The organism is Caloranaerobacter azorensis DSM 13643, from assembly GCF_900129995.1.
GTDB lineage: Bacteria > Bacillota > Clostridia > Tissierellales > Thermohalobacteraceae > Caloranaerobacter > Caloranaerobacter azorensis.
The window spans coordinates 48092-67108 of sequence record NZ_FQXO01000009.1 but is presented as its reverse complement, the minus strand read 5'-3'; the positions used below and the strand labels follow the sequence as shown (position 1 = coordinate 67108).

Sequence of the window (19017 nt, the reverse complement as noted above, 5' to 3'; positions counted from 1 at the left end):
GTCTACAGGCTTCCCAGTTATTCAAGTAAATGTTAAAAAATAAAATTTTAGTAAAAACAAATTTTTTACTGGAAATTTGATGCGAAATCTCTGCAGAAATGAGACAATAATAGACATTGAAAAAATTTTTATGATATAATATAGTGGTTCAAGATAGTAGTGTGAGACTGTAATTAAACGATTCTGCCTATATCCATTACGGAAATTATATCTGAAACTATCTATAATAGTTTTTATAGTAATTATTAATAAAAGAAATATAAATTCCTATGGATTATAAAATGGCATTATAAGGCAATAATTACTAATTGAGGACAGAAAATAAAAACTACATAATAATAATTAAAAGGGACGAGGAGGAACGATAATGAATTCAGAAATCATTAAAAAGGAAAATTATAATGTAACTCTAAAAATTGAAATCGATGAGAAAAAATTTAAAGAAGGAGTTCAAAAAGCTTATTTAAAGAACAGACATAAGTTCAATATACCGGGTTTTAGAAAAGGTAAAGCTCCAAGAAAGATTATAGAGGCTAGATACGGAGAAGGAATATTTTATGAAGATGCTATAAACATTGTTTTTCCTGAAGCATATAATGAAGCAATAAAACAGCATAATCTAAAGCCAGTAGATAGACCAGTGATTGATATAGAGCAAATTGAAAGTGGTAAGCCTGTAGTATTTACAGCAGAAGTAATAGTTAAGCCAGAAGTTAAGTTAGGCGATTATAAAGGTATAGAAGTTGAAAAGATAGAGTATAATGTTACAGAAAAAGATGTTGAAGATGAATTAAAATCAATGCAGGAAAGAAATGTTAGATTAGTAGAAGTAACAGACAGACCAGCAAAAGAAGGAGATATATTAACAATCGATTATGAAGGATATGTAGATGGAGAGAAGTTTGAGGGAGGTACTGCATATAATCAGATATTAGAAATCGGTTCAGGCAAATTTATACCTGGTTTCGAAGAACAATTGGTTGGAAAGAATAAAGATGAAGAATTTGAAATAAATGTGAAGTTCCCAGAAGAATATCATGCAAAAGATCTTGCTGGCAAAGATGCTACATTTAAAATAAAGATACATGAAATTAAAGAAAAAGATTTACCTGAATTAGATGATGAATTTGCAAAAGATGTTAGTGAATTTGATACTTTAGATGAATTAAAAGAAGATATTAAGAAGAGATTAGAAAAACAGGCTAAAGATATAGAAAAAGCTGAAAGAGAAAATAAAGTGATAGAAAAAGTTATAGAGGCAGCAGAAGTTGATATACCAGAGGTAATGATTGATAACGAAGTAGATTATCAATTAAGAAATTTTGAGTTTACTTTAAGATATCAAGGATTAGATTTAAATAAATATTTAGAGTTGACAAATACTAAAGTAGAAGATTTAAAAGAAAAATTCAGACCAGAAGCTGAAAAGACAGTAAAAACGGAGTTAGTTTTAGAAGCGATAGCTGAAAAAGAAAATATAAAAGAAACAGAAGAAGATTTAGACGAAGAATTAAAGAAAATTGCTGATGGATACGGACAGGATTTTGAAAAATTTAAGAAAAATATTAGAGAAGAAGAGTTAGAATACATTAAAGAGGGTATAATTAGAAGGAAAACAGTTGAGTTTTTAGTGGAAAATGCTAAATTCCAGTAATCTTTTTAACCGGGAGGGATAATGATGGCATTAGTGCCAATTGTTGTTGAGCAGACTAATAGAGGAGAAAGGTCGTATGATATCTATTCTAGACTATTAAAAGAGAGGATTATCTTTATAACTGATGAAATTAATGATGCAACTGCGAGTTTAGTAGTAGCTCAATTATTATTTTTAGAAGCAGAAGACCCTGATAAAGACATTCAACTTTATATAAATAGCCCGGGGGGTTCTATAACTGCAGGTTTTGCAATTTATGATACAATGCAGTATATTAAGCCTGATGTTTCAACAATATGTATAGGAATGGCAGCCAGCATGGGAGCATTTTTACTTGCGGCTGGAGCTAAAGGTAAGAGATTTGCACTTCCTAATGCTGAAGTTATGATACATCAGCCTTTAGGAGGAACTAGAGGTCAGGCTGAAGATATTAGAATACATGCTGAAAGAATAATTAAAATGAGAGAGAATATAAATAAGATTTTAAGTGAAAGAACAGGGCAATCATATGAAAGAATTTCAAAAGATACAGATAGAGATTTTTTCATGTCAGCATATGAAGCAAAGGAATACGGATTAATAGATGATGTAATAACTTTTAGGAAATAACATTAAGAGAGGTGTCATAATGTCAAGATTTGATCAGAAACAGCTTAAATGTTCTTTTTGCGGAAAAACTCAAGACCAAGTAAGAAGACTAATTGCAGGACCTAATGTATATATTTGTGATGAATGTGTTGAGCTATGCCAAGAAATAATAGATGAAGAATTTGAAGAAATAATGGAGTTCGATTTTAATGAACTTCCTAAGCCAAAAGAAATAAAGGAAATATTAGACCAATATGTAATCAAACAGGATAGGGCAAAAAGAGCATTAGCTGTTGCGGTATATAATCATTACAAACGTATAAATAGGAGAACTGCTGATCAAGATGTTGAATTACAAAAGAGTAATATTGTATTAATTGGTCCTACAGGTTCTGGTAAGACACTGCTTGCTCAGACTCTTGCTAAGATATTAAATGTTCCTTTTGCTATAGCTGACGCTACTTCTTTAACTGAAGCAGGGTATGTTGGAGAAGATGTTGAAAATATTTTGCTTAAACTAATACAAGCAGCAGATTATGATATTGAAAGAGCAGAAAAAGGTATTATTTATATAGATGAAATTGATAAAATAGCAAGAAAATCTGATAATCCATCAATTACTAGAGATGTTAGTGGTGAAGGTGTTCAACAAGCACTTCTTAAAATTTTAGAGGGAACAATTGCTAGTGTGCCTCCTCAAGGGGGAAGAAAACACCCTCATCAAGAGTTTATACAAATAGATACTACTAATATCTTGTTTATAGTTGGTGGAGCATTTGATGGGATAGAAAACATAATACAGAAAAGGATAGGTAAGAAGTCTATGGGCTTTGGAGCCGAAATACAGAGCAAGCAAGTGAAAGATGTAGGAGAACTGTTAAAACAGATTGAGCCTGGGGATTTATTAAAATATGGACTTATTCCAGAATTTGTGGGAAGAATACCAGTTATAGTTACATTGGAGCAGCTTGATAAAGAGGCTTTAAAAGATATTCTTACTAAACCTAAGAATGCTATTGTTAAACAATATAAAGAACTATTTAAAATGGATGATGTTGAGCTTGAATTCGATGATGAGGCGTTAGAAGTAGTGGCTCAAAAAGCTATTGAAAGAAAGACTGGTGCTAGAGGTTTAAGGGGTATTTTGGAAGAAATTATGTTAGATATTATGTATGAAATACCTTCTAGAAGTGATATTAAAAAATGTATTATTACTAAAGATACCATTTTAAATAGATCTAAACCTACTTTTGTTTTAGCAGAAAAGAAAAAGAGAAGGGCTAGGAAAAAACAAGAAAACAAAGAGTCTGTATCATAAAATGTCCGCTTATGCGGACATTTTTCATATTTAAGACTTATTTATAATTGAAAGATATATTATTTTTGATAAAATATTATTGTATACTTCTGGGGGGATTTGTGTGGATGTATTGTCGTATCTGAAGTTTATTTTTTCAATACTTTTAATAATAATTCTTCTAAAACAATATGTCGAAATGTGGATTCTTTTGGACAAATTAAATCGAAAAGTGTTAAAATATATGCTACCTATTTGTGAAATTCTTCTTCTGTTTTTTTATGATGGGCTTTTCTTATTCCCTTCTGTTGTGGTATTCTTAATTTTGATATATAAGTTTAATATATTGGATAATAATATGTTCAAAACTTTTTATCCTATTAATAAGCATAAATTTAGCATAAATATTAGTTCTATTTTACAGATTATATTTTTATCACCATTTTTATTTTTTATATTTCAAGCAATAATTAGTTTTAGTTCGAATAATGGTGGGAATAATTTAATTTATCAAAAACAACTTATTGACTATCTAACGTTTTTTGTATTAACATCTATAATAGCCCCAATAGTAGAAGAGTTTACTTTTAGAGTTTTGATATATGATAATTGGCTTTCAAGTTTATTTAATAAAAAGATTGTTGCCGTATTAATTTCTTCTGTCATTTTTGCATTTACTCATTTTGATTATAAAACATATATTTATACATTTATAACAGGTGCATCGTTATGTTTTATCTATGATATTTATGGGTATTTATGTTCAGTAATTTTACATATGCTTTTTAATACATATTCTTTTCTAGGCATGTTAGGCGTTAATATAGAGTGGAAAAAATTATTTATAGCATCTTTTATTTTGCTAGCTATATCAGCTATAAACTATAATGGGAATTATGGATTAAAAATTTTGCGGAAAAGAAAGAATATAGTTAGATAGATATAAGTTGCGACTATATATTATTCATTTGTATATTTAAAGGAGTTGATATTATGGAAGAAAATAAGGTAGTAAACAGAAAAAGAGTAATACCTCTTATCCCGTTAAGAGGACTTTCTGTATTTCCATATATGGTAATGCATTTTGATGTTGGTAGAGATAAATCTATTAATGCTTTGGAACAGGCTATGGTAAATAATTCACTTATTTTTCTGACATCTCAAAAAGAAGCTAAAGTAGATATGCCGTCATCAGAAGATTTTTACCATGTAGGAACAGTGTGTAAAATTAAGCAGATGCTAAAACTACCAGGAGATGCTATTAGAGTCTTAGTTGAAGGAATTAATAGAGGGAAAATCACAGAAATTTTAAAGGAAGAACCATATTTTGAGGTTGAGATAGAGGAGTTTATTTATGATACTGAAAAGGAAAAAGATATAGAAATAGAAGCTATGATGAGGCTTGTATTAGAAGCCTTTGAGGAGTATGTCAAAGTTGGTAATAAGGTTTCTCCAGATGTAGTGATTACAGTTTCTGAAATTAATGAACCGGGAAGATTAGCAGATGTTATAGCATCTTATATTCAATTAAAACCGGAGGATAAACAGAAAATACTAGAAGCATTCGATCCTTATAAAAGATTAGAAACTCTATACATAATCTTAAAGGAAGAAATAGAAGTATTGGAAATTGAAGAAAAGATATATCAAAGAGTCAGAAAACAGATAAATAAGTTGCAGAAAGAATATTATCTTAAAGAGCAGTTAAAAGCTATACAGAGAGAATTGGGAGAAGACGACGGAATAGAATCCGAAGTTGAGGAGTATAAAAAGAAAATAAATAAAATAAAAATGCCAAAAGAAGTAAAAGAAAAGGCATTAAAGGAAGTGGATAGATTATTGAAATTATCTCCTGCATCAGCGGAAAGTGGTGTTATAAGAAATTATTTAGAATGGATTATTGAGCTTCCTTGGGATAAGAAGACTAAAGATAGAATTGATATTAAAAAGTCTAGAGAAATATTAGATGAAGATCATTATGGGCTTAAAGATGTTAAAGAGAGAATTCTTGAGTACTTGGCTATAAGACAGTTGGCAAAGAATATGAAAGGACCGATTTTATGTTTAGTCGGACCTCCTGGAGTTGGAAAGACTTCAATTGCCAAATCTATAGCTAGGTCTTTAAATAGGAAATTTGTCAGAATGTCTCTTGGTGGAGTAAGAGATGAAGCAGAAATTAGAGGACATAGAAGGACGTATGTAGGAGCTATACCGGGTAGAATAATATCCTCAATGAGAAAAGTAGGTTCAAAAAATCCTGTATTTTTATTTGATGAAATAGATAAATTGAGCAGTGATTTTAGAGGAGATCCAGCATCGGCATTATTAGAAGTTTTAGACCCTGAACAAAATAATACATTTACCGACCATTATTTAGAAGTACCCTTCGATTTATCAAAAGTTATGTTTATAACAACAGCGAATACGACATCTACAATTCCAAGACCATTACTTGACAGAATGGAAGTTATAAGGATATCTGGTTATACAGAAGAAGAAAAGGTACAGATAGCAATGAGGTATTTACTGCCTAAGCAGATGAAAGAACATGGATTGAAAAAAGAGAACTTAGTAATATCAGAAAATACTATAAGAGATATTATAAATAAATATACAAGAGAAGCTGGTGTTAGAAATCTTGAAAGAAATATAGCTAATATATGTAGAAAAGTTGCTAAAAAGATAGTAGAGGATAATGTAAAAACTGTAAGGGTAAATAGCAGCAATTTGCATAAATATTTGGGTATACCTAAATTTAGATATGAAAAGGCAGCTGATGAGCATCAGGTGGGAATAGCAACGGGATTAGCTTGGACTGCATTTGGTGGAGAAACTTTATCTATTGAAGTCAACTGCATGAATGGAACAGGTAAATTGCAGCTTACAGGACAGCTTGGCGATGTGATGAAGGAATCAGCAATGGCGGGCATAAGTTATATCAGATCAAAGGTTAGCGAATTAGGTATAGAAGACGATTTCTATAAAGAAAAGGATATACACATTCACGTTCCAGAAGGAGCTATTCCTAAAGATGGACCATCAGCAGGTATAACAATGGCTACTGCTGTAATATCTGCATTATCGAACATTCCAGTTAGAAGTGATGTAGCCATGACAGGCGAAATTACTTTAAGAGGTAGAGTATTGCCTGTAGGTGGAATAAAAGAGAAGGTTTTAGCAGCACACAGAGCAGGTATTAAAAAGGTTATTTTACCTTTTGATAATAAAAAAGATATGGAAGAAATACCTGATAAGGTTAGGAGAAAATTAAAATTTGTATTAGTTAAGAATATGGATGAAGTATTAGAAAATGCTCTAGTGAAAAAGGATGATGGAAATGAAAATTAAAGATGTGAAACTATTAATTACAGCAGTAAATGAGAATCAATATCCAAGTGAAGGGGTAGCAGAAATAGCTTTAGCCGGAAGGTCTAATGTAGGAAAGTCTTCGCTTATTAATGCTTTGATTAATAGAAGAAACTTTGCGAGGACTAGTTCTCAGCCAGGGAAAACACAGACAATAAACTTTTACAGTATAAATGAAGAACTAAGATTAGTAGATTTACCCGGATATGGATATGCTAAAGTTTCGGTAAAAGAGAGAGAAAAATGGGGAAAAATGATAGAAAATTATTTAGTAAATAGAAAATCATTAAAAGAAGTTTTTCTTCTTTTAGATATCAGACATGCTCCGGGTGAGCACGATAAGATGATGTATAATTGGATAAAATCATTTGGGTATAAAGGAATAATTATAGCTACCAAAGCAGATAAAATTGCTAAAGGTAAGTGGCAAAAGCATATATCGATAATAGCAAAAGAGTTAGGAGTAGAAGATAAAAATTCAATAGTACCATTTTCTGCAACTAAAAAGGTTAATGTAGATAAGGTATGGGAGATTATTGAAAATATTTTGGTAGAGTAAATTATTAAATAATAGTTTTTATGTAAATAAAATCAGACACCTTCTGAGAAAACATTAGAAGGTGTCTGATATAATTTAATCGTTATTTTTTTATCGATATTGTAATTATTTAAAAAATTCAAAACTGATTCTGCTATTGCATATTGTTGTTCAAAGGATACAGGTTCTTTATCGTTTATTATTGTTACTTTAACTAATATATTGCCGTATGAGAAGATATACTCATTTATTTTTTTATATGTAGATGAAGGAATAGGAATAGGAATATCCCCTACACTTTTTATATATACTAGATCTTTTTCCAATTGAGCATTAGTGTTATTAAAATATATTTTTTATACATAATATCACCTATTATCTATTTTACTATAGGGGATTCTGTATAAGTAAATATAAAATACCAATTATTCTTCTGAATTTCATAATTTTGGAAATTAATTTTGAATTCATAGAACCCCCCAATTTGAAATTTATGTATTTTAATATAATATTAAAATAATTTAACGCTGATGTAAATAATAAACAAAACAACATATTTGTGATTGATGTAAAATTAAATATTTTTATTTAGCTTTACTAAACTTTGTTTCGCTAACAATCATTCCTGTAAGAATGAGTATACTGCCTAAAATTGCTCTGGCTGTCATAACTTCGTGAAGAAATATATAAGCAAAAATAGCAGAAAAAATAGGTTCTGCTGTATATATTAAAGCAGCATGTGTGGGAGATGTAAATTTTTGCACAGTATTTTGAACTATGTATGCTACAGATGTAGCTAAAATTCCAGTGATAAATATGGCTATCCATACATCTGTAGATTTAGGAATGATAAAATCTTCTATAGATAGAGAGAAAATTAAACTTAATATCCCGACTATACCTATCTGTGTAATAGCTAAAGCTATTGGGTCAACTTCTATTGTATATTTTCCAACTAGTATTATCTGAAAAGCAAATGCAACAGCACATATTAAAGTATAAAAATCTCCTATATTGAGAGATAAATTTGAGTTAAGAGTCATAAATCCAAGTCCAAGCATTGCTAATAATACACCGATTACGGTCGGCATATTTGGTGTTCTTTTTAGAATAATTGCGGAAAAAATTGGTACTAAAACTACGCAAAATCCAGTTATAAAACCGGATTTAGATGCTGTTGTATATGTTAAACCAACAGTTTGGAATGCATATCCAGCAAAAAGAACTATACCTATAATAGACCCTAAGAATAAAGTTCTTTTATTTAAATTTTTCATATTTTTAAAGAATATCAAAGAAGAAGCGATAAAAGCAACGAAAAATCTAATGGCTAAAAAATTGTATGTAGAAATATCTTTAAGAGCATTTTTAGTTGTTACAAAAGTAAAACCCCAGACAATTGTTACTAATAAAAGAGCTAAATCTGCTTTAAGTTGCTTTGACATATTGACCCCTCCTAAAAGCTTATATGGTACATTATATCATAAAAATTTAGAATTTTATTTTATAATAACCAAATTTTAAAACTTTGATTAACTGCTTGTCTATATGGGTATAATAGTTTTGGCAAAGTTATTAGTAAAAATAATTAGATGGGTGTGGTTATATTGGACCTAATAATTAATAAAACTATTTCAAGTGATTTGTATAGAGTTAAAAATATTTTAGATGAAATAATTAATAAAGTTAATATGGTTATCTATGATGAAAATATAATGTTTGATGTAAAACTTATCTTAAACGAACTTGTAGTAAATAGTATTGTTCATGGGAATAAGCAAGATAAATGTAAGATAGTCAATGTTTATATAAAAATACAGGATGAATTAATTAGGATTGAAGTAACCGATGAAGGTAAAGGTATTAATTATAATATCGATGAGTATGATCCTATGAATTTAAAAATTAATGGAAGAGGACTTGTAATAGTCAATGGATTAAGTGATGAATTTTATATTGAAAAAAATAAAGTTATATCTATTAAATATATTTGAAATAGAACTGAGTGATTAGAGTAGATTGGTTAAAAGGCTAATATAGGCTTAGCATAGATGCTAAGCCGGTTATTTTATTTTTCGACCATTTCAACAGCCCTGTGAGGACAATAATTTACACATTTACCACAGCCGATACAAATATCGGGATCTACTTCGGGAGTAGATGCTTTAAAAAATCCTACTCTTTTTTGTTTAACAGCGTTAACTGGACATACTCTAACTACAGGACAAAATGGTGATTGGTCGCATTTGCTTGGGTTAATTACTGCTTTTTTCATAGGTTATTCCCTCCTTACACATACCCCGTACAGGTATATATTATAACATATGATATAAAAGATTTAAAGAGAGAAATTAGAATATGAATTATTTAAATTTAAGTTTTTCTGATAAAAAGTTTTCTTATACTGTTTTGGAGTAATACCGTATTTATTTTTGAATAATTTTATAAAATGAGAAATGTTTTCATATCCGACACTGTATGCTACTTCTGTAACGTTATGTTCTTTTAAAAGTTCTTTTGCTTTTGATAGCCTAATATTTTTCAAATAGTCTTTTGGTGAAATTCCCATTATTTTTTTGAAATACAAAGAGAAGTTCGACTCGGACATATTTAAGTTCCATGCTATATTTTTTATATTTATAGGTTGATTATAATTTTCTTCCATGTATTTGACAGCTTTGTAAACTGGATTTTTATATTCCGTATTTAATATTAGGCTGGCACCTTTTATTTTAAATAGGTTATAAATAACTTCTTGAGCGTATAAATCGATTAGGAATTTTTTGTTTTTATCGCTACTATTATAGAGGTTTATGATTTTGGATATGCCTTTTTTTATTTCATTGTTATTATTAGAGATAAATAAATTGTTTTGAATTAATTTACCCGTTTCTATTTTAAAATCTATAGATATTTTGTTACTTATATCGTAGATTAGATTATTATTAAGTTCTAAAACTACTGCTTTAGTAGGCGTATCTATTTCCATTTCAACGCTAGAGTATGGAGGCAACAATATAAATTGATTACTGTTGTATTTAAAAGTCTGATTGTTATTAACCTTAACCTTTTTTTCACCTTCGATAATTGTACAGAGCCTGTTGTATTCATATGACTTATATTTGTCTTTATACTTATCGGAAAAATTATAGTAAAAAATTCTCAAGTATTCTGTTTCAAATCCGTCTATGCTTTCTAAGTTCCTATCAAAGCTGGTTAACACTATTTATCACCTCTATTGCTGCAATTTCGGTAGGTTAAATTATATCATAAAATAAATTCTATGTTAATTATTCGCCAATATACGATTATTATGTGTATTTTTAAAAATTTAGATTATTTTTTAAAATTTTGAGTTAGTTTTTTTAATAATGAATATTGTATTATCAAATTATAGAAAATATTTTTAGAATAATAGTTTTCGAGGAGGATAAAGATGGATAAGACATTCAGATTTTTTATGCCACCTGTGAGTTTAATGGGACCTGGTTGTTTAAAAGAAGCAGGAGCAGAAATAAAGTCTTTAGGGCTTAAAAAAGCTCTAATAGTAACTGATAAAGTACTAGTAGAGATTGGATTAGTAAATAAATTAACAGAAGTACTAGATAAAGAGGGAATAGAATACGTTATTTACGATGGTACTCAACCTAATCCAACTGTAAAAAATGTAGAAGATGGATTAAAATTGTTGAGAGAAAATAATTGTGATTTTATTATATCTTTTGGTGGAGGTTCTCCTCATGATTGTGCTAAAGGTATAGGTTTAGTTGCTACAAATGGAGGTTCAATTAAAGATTATGAAGGTGTAAATAAATCAACTAAACCAATGTTGCCTTTAGTGGCAGTAAACACAACTGCTGGAACAGCAAGTGAGATGACAAGATTTTGTATCATAACAGATGAAGAAAGACATATAAAAATGGCTATTGTTGATTGGCGTACGACACCTAATTTAGCAGTAAACGATCCTCTATTAATGTTAGAAATGCCTAAATCATTAACTGCTGCTACAGGAATGGATGCTTTAACACATGCAGTAGAAGCCTATGTGTCAACAGAAGCTACTCCTATAACAGATGCTTGTGCATTAAAGGCGATTGAATTGATTTCTCAGTATTTGAGAAAAGCGGTTGAAAATGGTCAAGATCAAGAAGCGAGAGATAAAATGGCTTATGCTGAATTTTTAGCTGGTATGGCTTTTAATAATGCAAGTTTAGGCTATGTTCATGCTATGGCTCACCAGCTAGGAGGATTTTATGATTTACCACATGGAGTATGTAATGCAGTATTATTACCTCATGTTCAAGAATATAATGCTAAAGTAGTACCTGAAAGATTAGCAGATGTAGCTAAAGCTATGGGAGAGAGTATAGAAGGTTTATCAGCAGAAGAAGCAGCTAAAAAAGCAATAGAAGCAATTAAAAAATTATCTGCTGATGTAGGTATACCATCAGGCTTGAAAGAATTAGGAGCTAAGGAAGAAGATATTAAGACACTTTCAGAAAATGCATTAAAAGATGCATGTGGACTTACAAATCCAAAACAGGCGAGTTTAGAAGAAATTATGGAAATATATAGAAAAGCGATGTAGTAAAAATAAAATTGAGACAATGAACCAAAAAAGATGAATTAGGTTCATTGTCTTATTTTTTTCTAAGTTTAAACAATTAATTTGCATTTTTACGGGTATTATGGGTATTATCTAATATATAAATATGCAATAAGGAGCGATAATTATTATGATTGAGCGAGCTATTGAAGTAGCAGCTAAGGCTCATAAAAATCAAACTAGAAAATGTACAGATATTCCATATATTACACATCCATATACAGTAGGCATGATGCTTTTAAAAGAAGGATTGTCTGAAGAGATAGTTGCTGCTGGAATTTTACATGATACCGTAGAAGATACATCTATTACATTAGAATTTATACAAAAGGAATTTGGCAATAAAGTAGCTAAAATTGTAGAGGGGTGTTCAGAACCTGATAAAACACTATCATGGGAAGATAGAAAAAAGCATACTATTGAATATTTAAAAACAGCTTCATTTGAAGAACAGGTTGTTTCATGTGCAGATAAATTGCATAATATTAGTACCATGTATGAATCATATAAAAAAATGGGCGAAAAAATATGGCAGCGATTTAAAAGAGGGAGAGATAAACAAGAATGGTATTATAGAAGTCTAGTGGACGTATTGTGCACAGAAGAAAATTTAAACAGCTGTATAATTCTTTTTGAGAAGTTTAAGAGGATGGTTGACAAGATGTTTGATAAATAATTTTGAGGGGTGATTTTTTTGATAGAGACTTTACAGATAAAGACAGAAAATCATACAGAATTTGTAGATATAACAGAAAGAATACAAGAGATAGTAATAAATTCAAAAGTCAAAAATGGTGTTTGCTATATTTTTGTACCACACACAACGGCAGGGATAACAATAAACGAAAATGCTGACCCTGATGTAAAGTCTGATATGTTAATGGAGCTTAATAAGATAGTACCATTTGATGACAATTATAAACATATCGAAGGAAATTCTTCAGCACATATAAAAGCTAGTTTGTTGGGTTTTTCAGAGACAGTTTTCATAGAAGATGGGCAGTTATTATTGGGTACATGGCAAGGAATATATTTTTGTGAATTTGATGGTCCGAGGGTTAGAAGGGTTTATGTAAAAATTATTGAAGATTAGTTAATAAAAAACATTAAAAATAGGATAATTAGGATATACTAACTCTGAGGTGATTTAAGTTGAGAAAGACATTAAAGTTTAAAAGAATAATTTTTGTCTTAATACTTATTTTAATAATTTTGCCGGTTAGTATATCCTGTAGCAAACAACAAGAAAAAACGCTGCCTAAGACAAATGATAAAATACCTAATTCACTGAAAGCTATGGTAGAAGATGTAGATAATATATTTAATGAAATAGAAAAGATAAAAGAAGAAAAAGAGAATATGATTAAATATAAAAAAATAGAAGAGAAAAAAGAAGAAGAGGAAAAATATAGACAGCAGAAAGACGAAAAGCAAGATGAGTCAAAAGACAAGATGGGGCAATTGGAGAAAAAAACTGAAGAAGTAAAAAAAGAGACAGATATGGAAGAGAAAATAGAAAAAGCGTGGGAAGGGGTAAACAAAATAATCGTTAATGTCCATAAAAAATGGAATGATTATGAACTAGACGTTGTAAAAGATGGTATAAGAGAAGAAGATATAAGGAAGTTTGAAGAAGCTCTTGATAATTTGACAATATCAGCAAAAGATAAGAATGAAATTAAATCTTTATTTAATGTAAATAGTGTAACTTTGCATATTTCGAATTTTTTAAATGTGTATAAGGGAAATCCTGATGGTGAGATTGTAAAACTGAAATATAATATTAGACAGATACATTTGTATGGAGAAATTAATGAATGGGATAAGGCTATAGATATGTCTAAGTATTTAGAACCTATTTTTGAAAGACTTAGCCAAAAAATAAAATTAGATAAAAAAGATGAAAAACTTAGAGAAAAACTAATAATATCTATACGTGATTTAAAAAGTGTAATAGATAAAAGAAATATTGAATTATTAAAGATTAAGAGAGATATAGCACTTCAAAATTTAGATAATCTAAAAGAGGCAGCTAAATAAATTAGGATATTTTAAAAACGTTTCGCATAGGCGGAACGTTTTCTGTTATTTGCAGTAAGTTATTGGATTGTTTTTTTAAAATTAGACGAATTAGAGACGATAAAATATTATAATAATAACTAAAGATGGATAAGCAAAATCTTAAAGGATTTTGTCTATATTTATTACGATTATATGTAATTTAATAAAGAACTATAAAAAGGAGAGGGTGGGGAAATGGTTAAAGTACCAAGCGATATCGAAATTGCACAGAATGCTAAAATGCAGCCAATCACAGAGGTTGCAAAAAAATGCGATATTTTAGAGGATGAATTAGAACTATACGGAAAGTATAAGGCAAAGGTATCATTAGATGTATTAAAAAGGTTAGAAAATAAACCGGACGGAAAACTTATATTAGTTACAGCAATAAATCCAACTCCAGCAGGAGAAGGAAAAACTACAACAAACATAGGATTAAGCATGGGATTAAACAGGATAGGTAAGAAAGCTATAACAACACTTAGGGAGCCTTCATTAGGTCCTTGTTTTGGTGTTAAAGGAGGAGCAGCAGGTGGAGGATATGCTCAAGTAGTTCCAATGGAAGATATAAACTTACATTTTACAGGAGATATCCATGCAATAACTACAGCACATAATTTATTGGCAGCATTACTTGACAACCATCTACATCAAGGGAACAAATTAAATATAGACCCTAGAAGAATTGTTTGGAAAAGGGTACTTGACATGAATGACCGTGCATTAAGAAATATCGTAGTAGGATTAGGCGGAAGAGCAAACGGAGTTCCTAGGGAAGATGGATTTGATATAACTGTTGCTTCTGAAATTATGGCAATCCTTTGTTTAGCAACCAGTTTAGAAGATTTAAAAGAAAGAATAGGCAATATGATAGTAGCATATACATATGACAATAAACCAGTAACTGCAAACGATTTAGATGCTACAGGAGCATTGACAATATTACTTAAAGATGCAATAAAACCAAATTTAGTACAGACATTAGAAAATACACCAGCATTTATACACGGAGGACCATTTGCAAATATCGCACACGGATGCAACAGTATCATGGCAACAAAACTCGCATTAAAATTGGCTGATTATGTTGTAACAGAAGCAGGATTTGGAGCTGATTTAGGTGCAGAAAAATTCTTCAATATTAAGTGTAGATTTGCAGGATTAAAACCAGATTGTGCTGTAATAGTAGCTACAGTAAGAGCACTTAAGAATCATGGTGGAGTGCCAAAAGATAGATTAAATGAAGAAAACCTTGAGGCTTTAGAAAAAGGTTTTGGAAATCTTGAAAAACATATAGAAAATGTTCAGAAATTTGGCGTTCCAGTTGTAGTAGCTATTAATGAATTCCCATCAGATACTGAAAAAGAGTTAAATCTATTATTCGATAAATGTAAAGAGGCTGGAGCAGAAGTAGTTCTATCAAAAGTATGGGCAAAAGGCGGAGAAGGCGGAATTGAGCTTGCTAAAAAAGTTGTAGAAACTATAGAAAATAAACCTTCTAACTTCAAACCTCTATATGATGTTAATTTACCAATAAAAGAAAAAATAGAAATAATAGCTAAAGAAGTTTATGGTGCAGACGGAGTTGACTTTACTAAGAAGTGTGAAAAACAAATTAAACAGATAGAAGAATTAGGATTGGATAAGATGCCTATATGTATGGCAAAAACTCAGTATTCATTATCAGATGATCCAACATTAAAGGGAAGACCTACAGGCTTTAGAGTAACTGTTAGAGAAATAAAAGTATCCGCTGGAGCTAAATTCTTAGTAGCTTTAACAGGAGATATTATGACAATGCCAGGATTACCTAAAGTACCTGCAGCTAATAATATGGATATATCTAAAGATGGCGAAATAACAGGATTATTCTAATAAGGGAGGGATAAAATGATATCAAATATTGATATTTCCAAGGCAATGACTATTAAATTAGAGGATATGTTTGATGAATTACCAGAAATGCCAAAATTTGTCGAAGGCATAAGAAGAGCACCTAAGAGAGAATTTACGTTAACACAAAAAGAAACAGAATTGGCATTAAAAAATGCATTAAGATATATACCTGAAAAGTGGCATGAAAAACTTGCCCCAGAGTTTTTAGAAGAGCTTTTAACTAGAGGTAGAATTTACGGTTATAGATTTAGACCTGAAGGAAATATAAAAGCAAAACCAATAGATGAATATAAGGGTAACTGTATAGAGGGAAAAGCATTTCAAGTTATGATAGACAATAACCTTGACTTTGATATAGCTCTTTATCCTTATGAGCTTGTTACTTATGGAGAAACAGGTCAGGTTTGTCAGAATTGGATGCAGTATAGACTTATTAAAAGATATCTTGAAGTAATGACTCAAGAACAAACATTAGTAATAGAATCAGGACATCCATTAGGGCTTTTTAAATCATCACCGGAAGCTCCAAGAGTAATAATTACAAATGCTTTAATGATAGGTATGTTTGATGATCAAGAAAACTTTAATAGAGCAGCTGCATTAGGAGTTGCAAACTATGGGCAAATGACTGCTGGTGGATGGATGTATATAGGGCCTCAAGGTATTGTCCATGGTACTTATAATACAATACTTAATGCAGGTAGGATTAAATTTGGATTATCAAATGATGCAGATTTAAGCGGACGTTTGTATGTAACTTCTGGATTAGGTGGTATGAGTGGAGCTCAAGGTAAGGCGGCCCAGATAGCTAATGGTGTAGCAATTATTGCTGAAGTTGACTATTCGAGAATACAGACTAGATATGAGCAAGGATGGGTAAGTAAAGTAGTAGACAATCCAGAAGAAGCATTCAAACTAGCTAAAGAATATATGGATAGAAAAGAAGGTATTGCAATAGCTTTCTATGGTAATATTGTAGATTTATTAGAATATGCGGTTGAAAATAATGTAGATATAGACCTTCTTTCCGACCAAACATCATGCCATGCAGCATATGATGGAGGATACTGTCCACAGGGATTAACATTTGAAGAGAGAACAGAACTTTTAAGAACTAATAAAGCTAAATTTAGAGAATTAGTAGATAAGTCATTAAGACGTCATTTTGAATTAATAAAGACATTAGTTGATAGAGGAGCTTATTTCTTTGACTATGGTAATAGCTTTATGAAAGCCGTATATGATGCAGGAGTTAAAGAAATATGTAAAAATGGTGTAGATGAAAGAGATGGATTTATATTCCCATCATATGTAGAAGATATAATGGGACCGCTTCTATTCGATTATGGATATGGTCCATTTAGATGGGTTTGCTTGAGTGGTAAGCGTGAAGATTTACTTAAAACAGATAAAGCTGCTATGGAATGTATAGACCCAAATAGAAGATTCCAAGATAGAGATAACTATATATGGGTAAGAGATGCAGACAAGAATAATTTGGTTGTAGGTACTCAAGCTAGAATATTATATCAAGATGCAATGGGAAGAACGAGAATAGCTCTTAAATTTAATGAGATGGTGAGAAAAGGTGAAATTGGACCTGTAATGATTGGAAGAGACCATCACGATACAGGAGGAACAGATTCACCATTCAGAGAGACATCTAATATAAAGGATGGCAGCAACATAATGGCTGATATGGCTACACAATGTTTTGCAGGAAATGCAGCAAGAGGTATGAGTCTTGTAGCACTTCATAATGGTGGTGGAGTAGGAATAGGTAAAGCTATTAATGGCGGTTTTGGATTGGTTCTAGATGGAAGTGAAAGAGTAGACAATATAATTAAAAGGGCTATGCCGTGGGATGTTATGGGCGGAGTAGCGAGACGTGCATGGGCTAGAAATGAAAATTCTATTGAAACTTGTATTGAATATAACAGAATGAATGAAGGAACAGATCATATTACAATTCCATATATTCCTGATGAAGATTTAATAAAAGGGCTTGTTGATGAAGCGTTTAAGAAAATGAATAAATAATCTGTATGAGGGGCGTTAAGTCCCTCATACTGCTGATAAGAATTTAAACTTAAGGAGGAATGCAGCGATGAAAAAGATAATAGAATGTGTACCTAATTTTAGTGAAGGTAGAGATTTAGAAAAGATAGAGAAAATAGTAAATCCGTTCAGAGGGAAAGATGGAGTAAAACTTTTAGATTATCAAAGAGATGAGGACCATAATAGATTGGTTGTTACAGTGGTTGGAGAGCCAGAACCTCTTAAAGAAGCAGTTATTGAGGCAATGGGAGTTGCTATTCGTGAAATTGATATGACGAAGCATCAGGGACAGCATCCAAGAATGGGAGCTATAGATGTTGTACCTTTTATACCTATTAAAAATGTAAGCATGACAGAAGCTATTGAATTATCAAAAGAAGTAGCTAAAGAAGCTGCTGAAAAGTATAATTTACCTATATTCTTATACGAAAAATCAGCTACGAGACCAGAAAGGCAAAATCTTGCTAAAATAAGAAAAGGCGAATTTGAGGGTATGGAAGAAAAACTCAAAGATCCAGATTGGAAGCCAGATTTTGGACCAGATAAAGTTCATCCAACAGCTGGAGTAACTGCTGTAGGAGCAAGAATGCCTCTAGTTGCATTTAATGTTAATCTATCTACAGATAATCTAGAAATAGCTAATCAAATAGCGAGAAGAGTTAGACATATAAGTGGTGGACTAAGATACTGCAAGGCCATAGGGATAGAACTTAAAGATAGAGGAATTGTCCAAGTTTCAATGAATATGACAGATTATACTAAAACAGCACTTTACAGAGTTTTTGAACTTATAAGAATAGAGGCGAGAAGATATGGCGTAAATATAGTTGGAAGTGAGATTATTGGTCTTGTACCAATGGAAGCGTTAATTGATACTGCTGTATATTACCTTGGTGTAGAGGATTTCTCGATGGAGCAAATTCTAGAAACTAGAATAATGGAGTGATTAC

General features: G+C 30.7%; 17 protein-coding genes. 14 read left to right on the top strand and 3 right to left on the bottom strand.

The window, feature by feature from the left end; all coding sequences use genetic code 11:
• Positions 1-367: 367 nt before the first annotated feature.
• The 6 genes from tig (at position 368) to yihA (ending at position 7464) form a co-directional block, all read left to right on the top strand.
• Positions 368-1654 carry a trigger factor gene (gene tig, locus BUB51_RS02280; protein WP_073195086.1) on the top strand — a complete coding sequence of 429 codons (1287 nt, stop codon included), beginning with the start codon at positions 368-370 and terminating at the stop codon, positions 1652-1654.
• A 24-nt stretch (positions 1655-1678) separates the two neighbouring features.
• Positions 1679-2263, top strand: a complete 585-nt coding sequence (clpP, locus tag BUB51_RS02275) for an ATP-dependent Clp endopeptidase proteolytic subunit ClpP (RefSeq protein WP_035163694.1) — start codon at positions 1679-1681, stop codon at positions 2261-2263.
• Between the two features lie 19 nt (positions 2264-2282).
• Positions 2283-3560, top strand: a complete 1278-nt coding sequence (gene clpX / locus BUB51_RS02270) for an ATP-dependent Clp protease ATP-binding subunit ClpX (RefSeq protein WP_073195084.1) — start codon at positions 2283-2285, stop codon at positions 3558-3560.
• 103 nt (positions 3561-3663) lie between these two features.
• Positions 3664-4479: a CPBP family intramembrane glutamic endopeptidase gene (locus BUB51_RS02265; protein WP_073195083.1), complete on the top strand. Its 816-nt coding sequence runs from the start codon at positions 3664-3666 to the stop codon at positions 4477-4479.
• Positions 4480-4532: 53 nt separating this feature from the next.
• A complete protein-coding gene (lon, locus tag BUB51_RS02260) occupies positions 4533-6887 on the top strand; it encodes an endopeptidase La (protein WP_073195081.1) in 2355 nt (784 codons plus the stop codon).
• Positions 6877-7464 carry a ribosome biogenesis GTP-binding protein YihA/YsxC gene (gene yihA, locus BUB51_RS02255; protein ID WP_073195079.1) on the top strand — a complete coding sequence of 196 codons (588 nt, stop codon included), beginning with the start codon at positions 6877-6879 and terminating at the stop codon, positions 7462-7464. Before lon ends, yihA begins: the two co-directional genes overlap by 11 nt.
• Before the next feature lie 563 nt (positions 7465-8027).
• Here the strand turns inward: yihA and BUB51_RS02250 are convergent.
• Positions 8028-8888: a DMT family transporter gene (locus BUB51_RS02250; protein ID WP_073195077.1), complete on the bottom strand. Its 861-nt coding sequence runs from the start codon at positions 8886-8888 to the stop codon at positions 8028-8030.
• 162 nt (positions 8889-9050) lie between these two features.
• On the opposite strand from BUB51_RS02250, the gene BUB51_RS02245 reads away from it, so the two are divergent.
• A complete protein-coding gene (locus tag BUB51_RS02245) occupies positions 9051-9437 on the top strand; it encodes an ATP-binding protein (RefSeq protein WP_159430371.1) in 387 nt (128 codons plus the stop codon).
• Positions 9438-9511: 74 nt separating this feature from the next.
• On the opposite strand, the gene BUB51_RS02240 is transcribed toward BUB51_RS02245, so the two are convergent.
• Positions 9512-9718 (bottom strand): ATP-binding protein, encoded by a 207-nt coding sequence (locus BUB51_RS02240; RefSeq protein WP_073195075.1) that lies wholly within the window; start codon positions 9716-9718, stop codon positions 9512-9514.
• 63 nt (positions 9719-9781) lie between these two features.
• Positions 9782-10666: a helix-turn-helix transcriptional regulator gene (locus BUB51_RS02235; protein WP_073195073.1), complete on the bottom strand. Its 885-nt coding sequence runs from the start codon at positions 10664-10666 to the stop codon at positions 9782-9784.
• Between the two features lie 213 nt (positions 10667-10879).
• Here BUB51_RS02235 and yiaY point away from each other — a divergent pair, with 213 nt between their 5' ends.
• The 7 genes from yiaY to ftcD all read left to right on the top strand — a co-directional run bounded on the left by yiaY (position 10880) and on the right by ftcD (position 19013).
• The gene (gene yiaY, locus BUB51_RS02230) at positions 10880-12034 is read left to right on the top strand and encodes an L-threonine dehydrogenase (RefSeq protein WP_073195071.1); all 1155 of its coding nucleotides are present in this window, start codon (positions 10880-10882) and stop codon (positions 12032-12034) included.
• A 148-nt stretch (positions 12035-12182) separates the two neighbouring features.
• A complete protein-coding gene (locus BUB51_RS02225; RefSeq protein WP_073195069.1) occupies positions 12183-12728 on the top strand; it encodes an HD domain-containing protein in 546 nt (181 codons plus the stop codon).
• A gap of 18 nt (positions 12729-12746) precedes the next feature.
• Positions 12747-13145, top strand: coding sequence for a secondary thiamine-phosphate synthase enzyme YjbQ (locus tag BUB51_RS02220; protein ID WP_073195068.1), 399 nt, complete (start codon positions 12747-12749; stop codon positions 13143-13145).
• A gap of 59 nt (positions 13146-13204) precedes the next feature.
• Complete coding sequence (locus tag BUB51_RS02215; RefSeq protein WP_073195066.1) at positions 13205-14092, top strand: hypothetical protein; 888 nt, start codon at positions 13205-13207, stop codon at positions 14090-14092.
• A 216-nt stretch (positions 14093-14308) separates the two neighbouring features.
• Positions 14309-15988: a formate--tetrahydrofolate ligase gene (locus BUB51_RS02210; protein ID WP_073195065.1), complete on the top strand. Its 1680-nt coding sequence runs from the start codon at positions 14309-14311 to the stop codon at positions 15986-15988.
• A gap of 15 nt (positions 15989-16003) precedes the next feature.
• Positions 16004-18049, top strand: coding sequence for a urocanate hydratase (locus BUB51_RS02205; protein WP_073195063.1), 2046 nt, complete (start codon positions 16004-16006; stop codon positions 18047-18049).
• A 67-nt stretch (positions 18050-18116) separates the two neighbouring features.
• A complete protein-coding gene (gene ftcD, locus BUB51_RS02200; RefSeq protein ID WP_073195062.1) occupies positions 18117-19013 on the top strand; it encodes a glutamate formimidoyltransferase in 897 nt (298 codons plus the stop codon).
• Positions 19014-19017: the final 4 nt, after the last annotated feature.

Excerpts from the sequence above, each read along its gene's own strand:
- tig (WP_073195086.1), top strand. The coding sequence starts at position 368 with ATGAATTCAGAAATCATTAAAAAGGAAAATTATAATGTAACTCTAAAA.
- clpP (WP_035163694.1), top strand. The coding sequence starts at position 1,679 with ATGGCATTAGTGCCAATTGTTGTTGAGCAGACTAATAGAGGAGAAAGG.
- clpX (WP_073195084.1), top strand. The coding sequence starts at position 2,283 with ATGTCAAGATTTGATCAGAAACAGCTTAAATGTTCTTTTTGCGGAAAA.
- lon (WP_073195081.1), top strand. The coding sequence starts at position 4,533 with ATGGAAGAAAATAAGGTAGTAAACAGAAAAAGAGTAATACCTCTTATC.
- yihA (WP_073195079.1), top strand. The coding sequence starts at position 6,877 with ATGAAAATTAAAGATGTGAAACTATTAATTACAGCAGTAAATGAGAAT.
- BUB51_RS02250 (WP_073195077.1), bottom strand. The coding sequence starts at position 8,888 with ATGTCAAAGCAACTTAAAGCAGATTTAGCTCTTTTATTAGTAACAATT.
- BUB51_RS02240 (WP_073195075.1), bottom strand. The coding sequence starts at position 9,718 with ATGAAAAAAGCAGTAATTAACCCAAGCAAATGCGACCAATCACCATTT.
- yiaY (WP_073195071.1), top strand. The coding sequence starts at position 10,880 with ATGGATAAGACATTCAGATTTTTTATGCCACCTGTGAGTTTAATGGGA.
- BUB51_RS02225 (WP_073195069.1), top strand. The coding sequence starts at position 12,183 with ATGATTGAGCGAGCTATTGAAGTAGCAGCTAAGGCTCATAAAAATCAA.
- BUB51_RS02210 (WP_073195065.1), top strand. The coding sequence starts at position 14,309 with ATGGTTAAAGTACCAAGCGATATCGAAATTGCACAGAATGCTAAAATG.
- BUB51_RS02205 (WP_073195063.1), top strand. The coding sequence starts at position 16,004 with ATGATATCAAATATTGATATTTCCAAGGCAATGACTATTAAATTAGAG.
- ftcD (WP_073195062.1), top strand. The coding sequence starts at position 18,117 with ATGAAAAAGATAATAGAATGTGTACCTAATTTTAGTGAAGGTAGAGAT.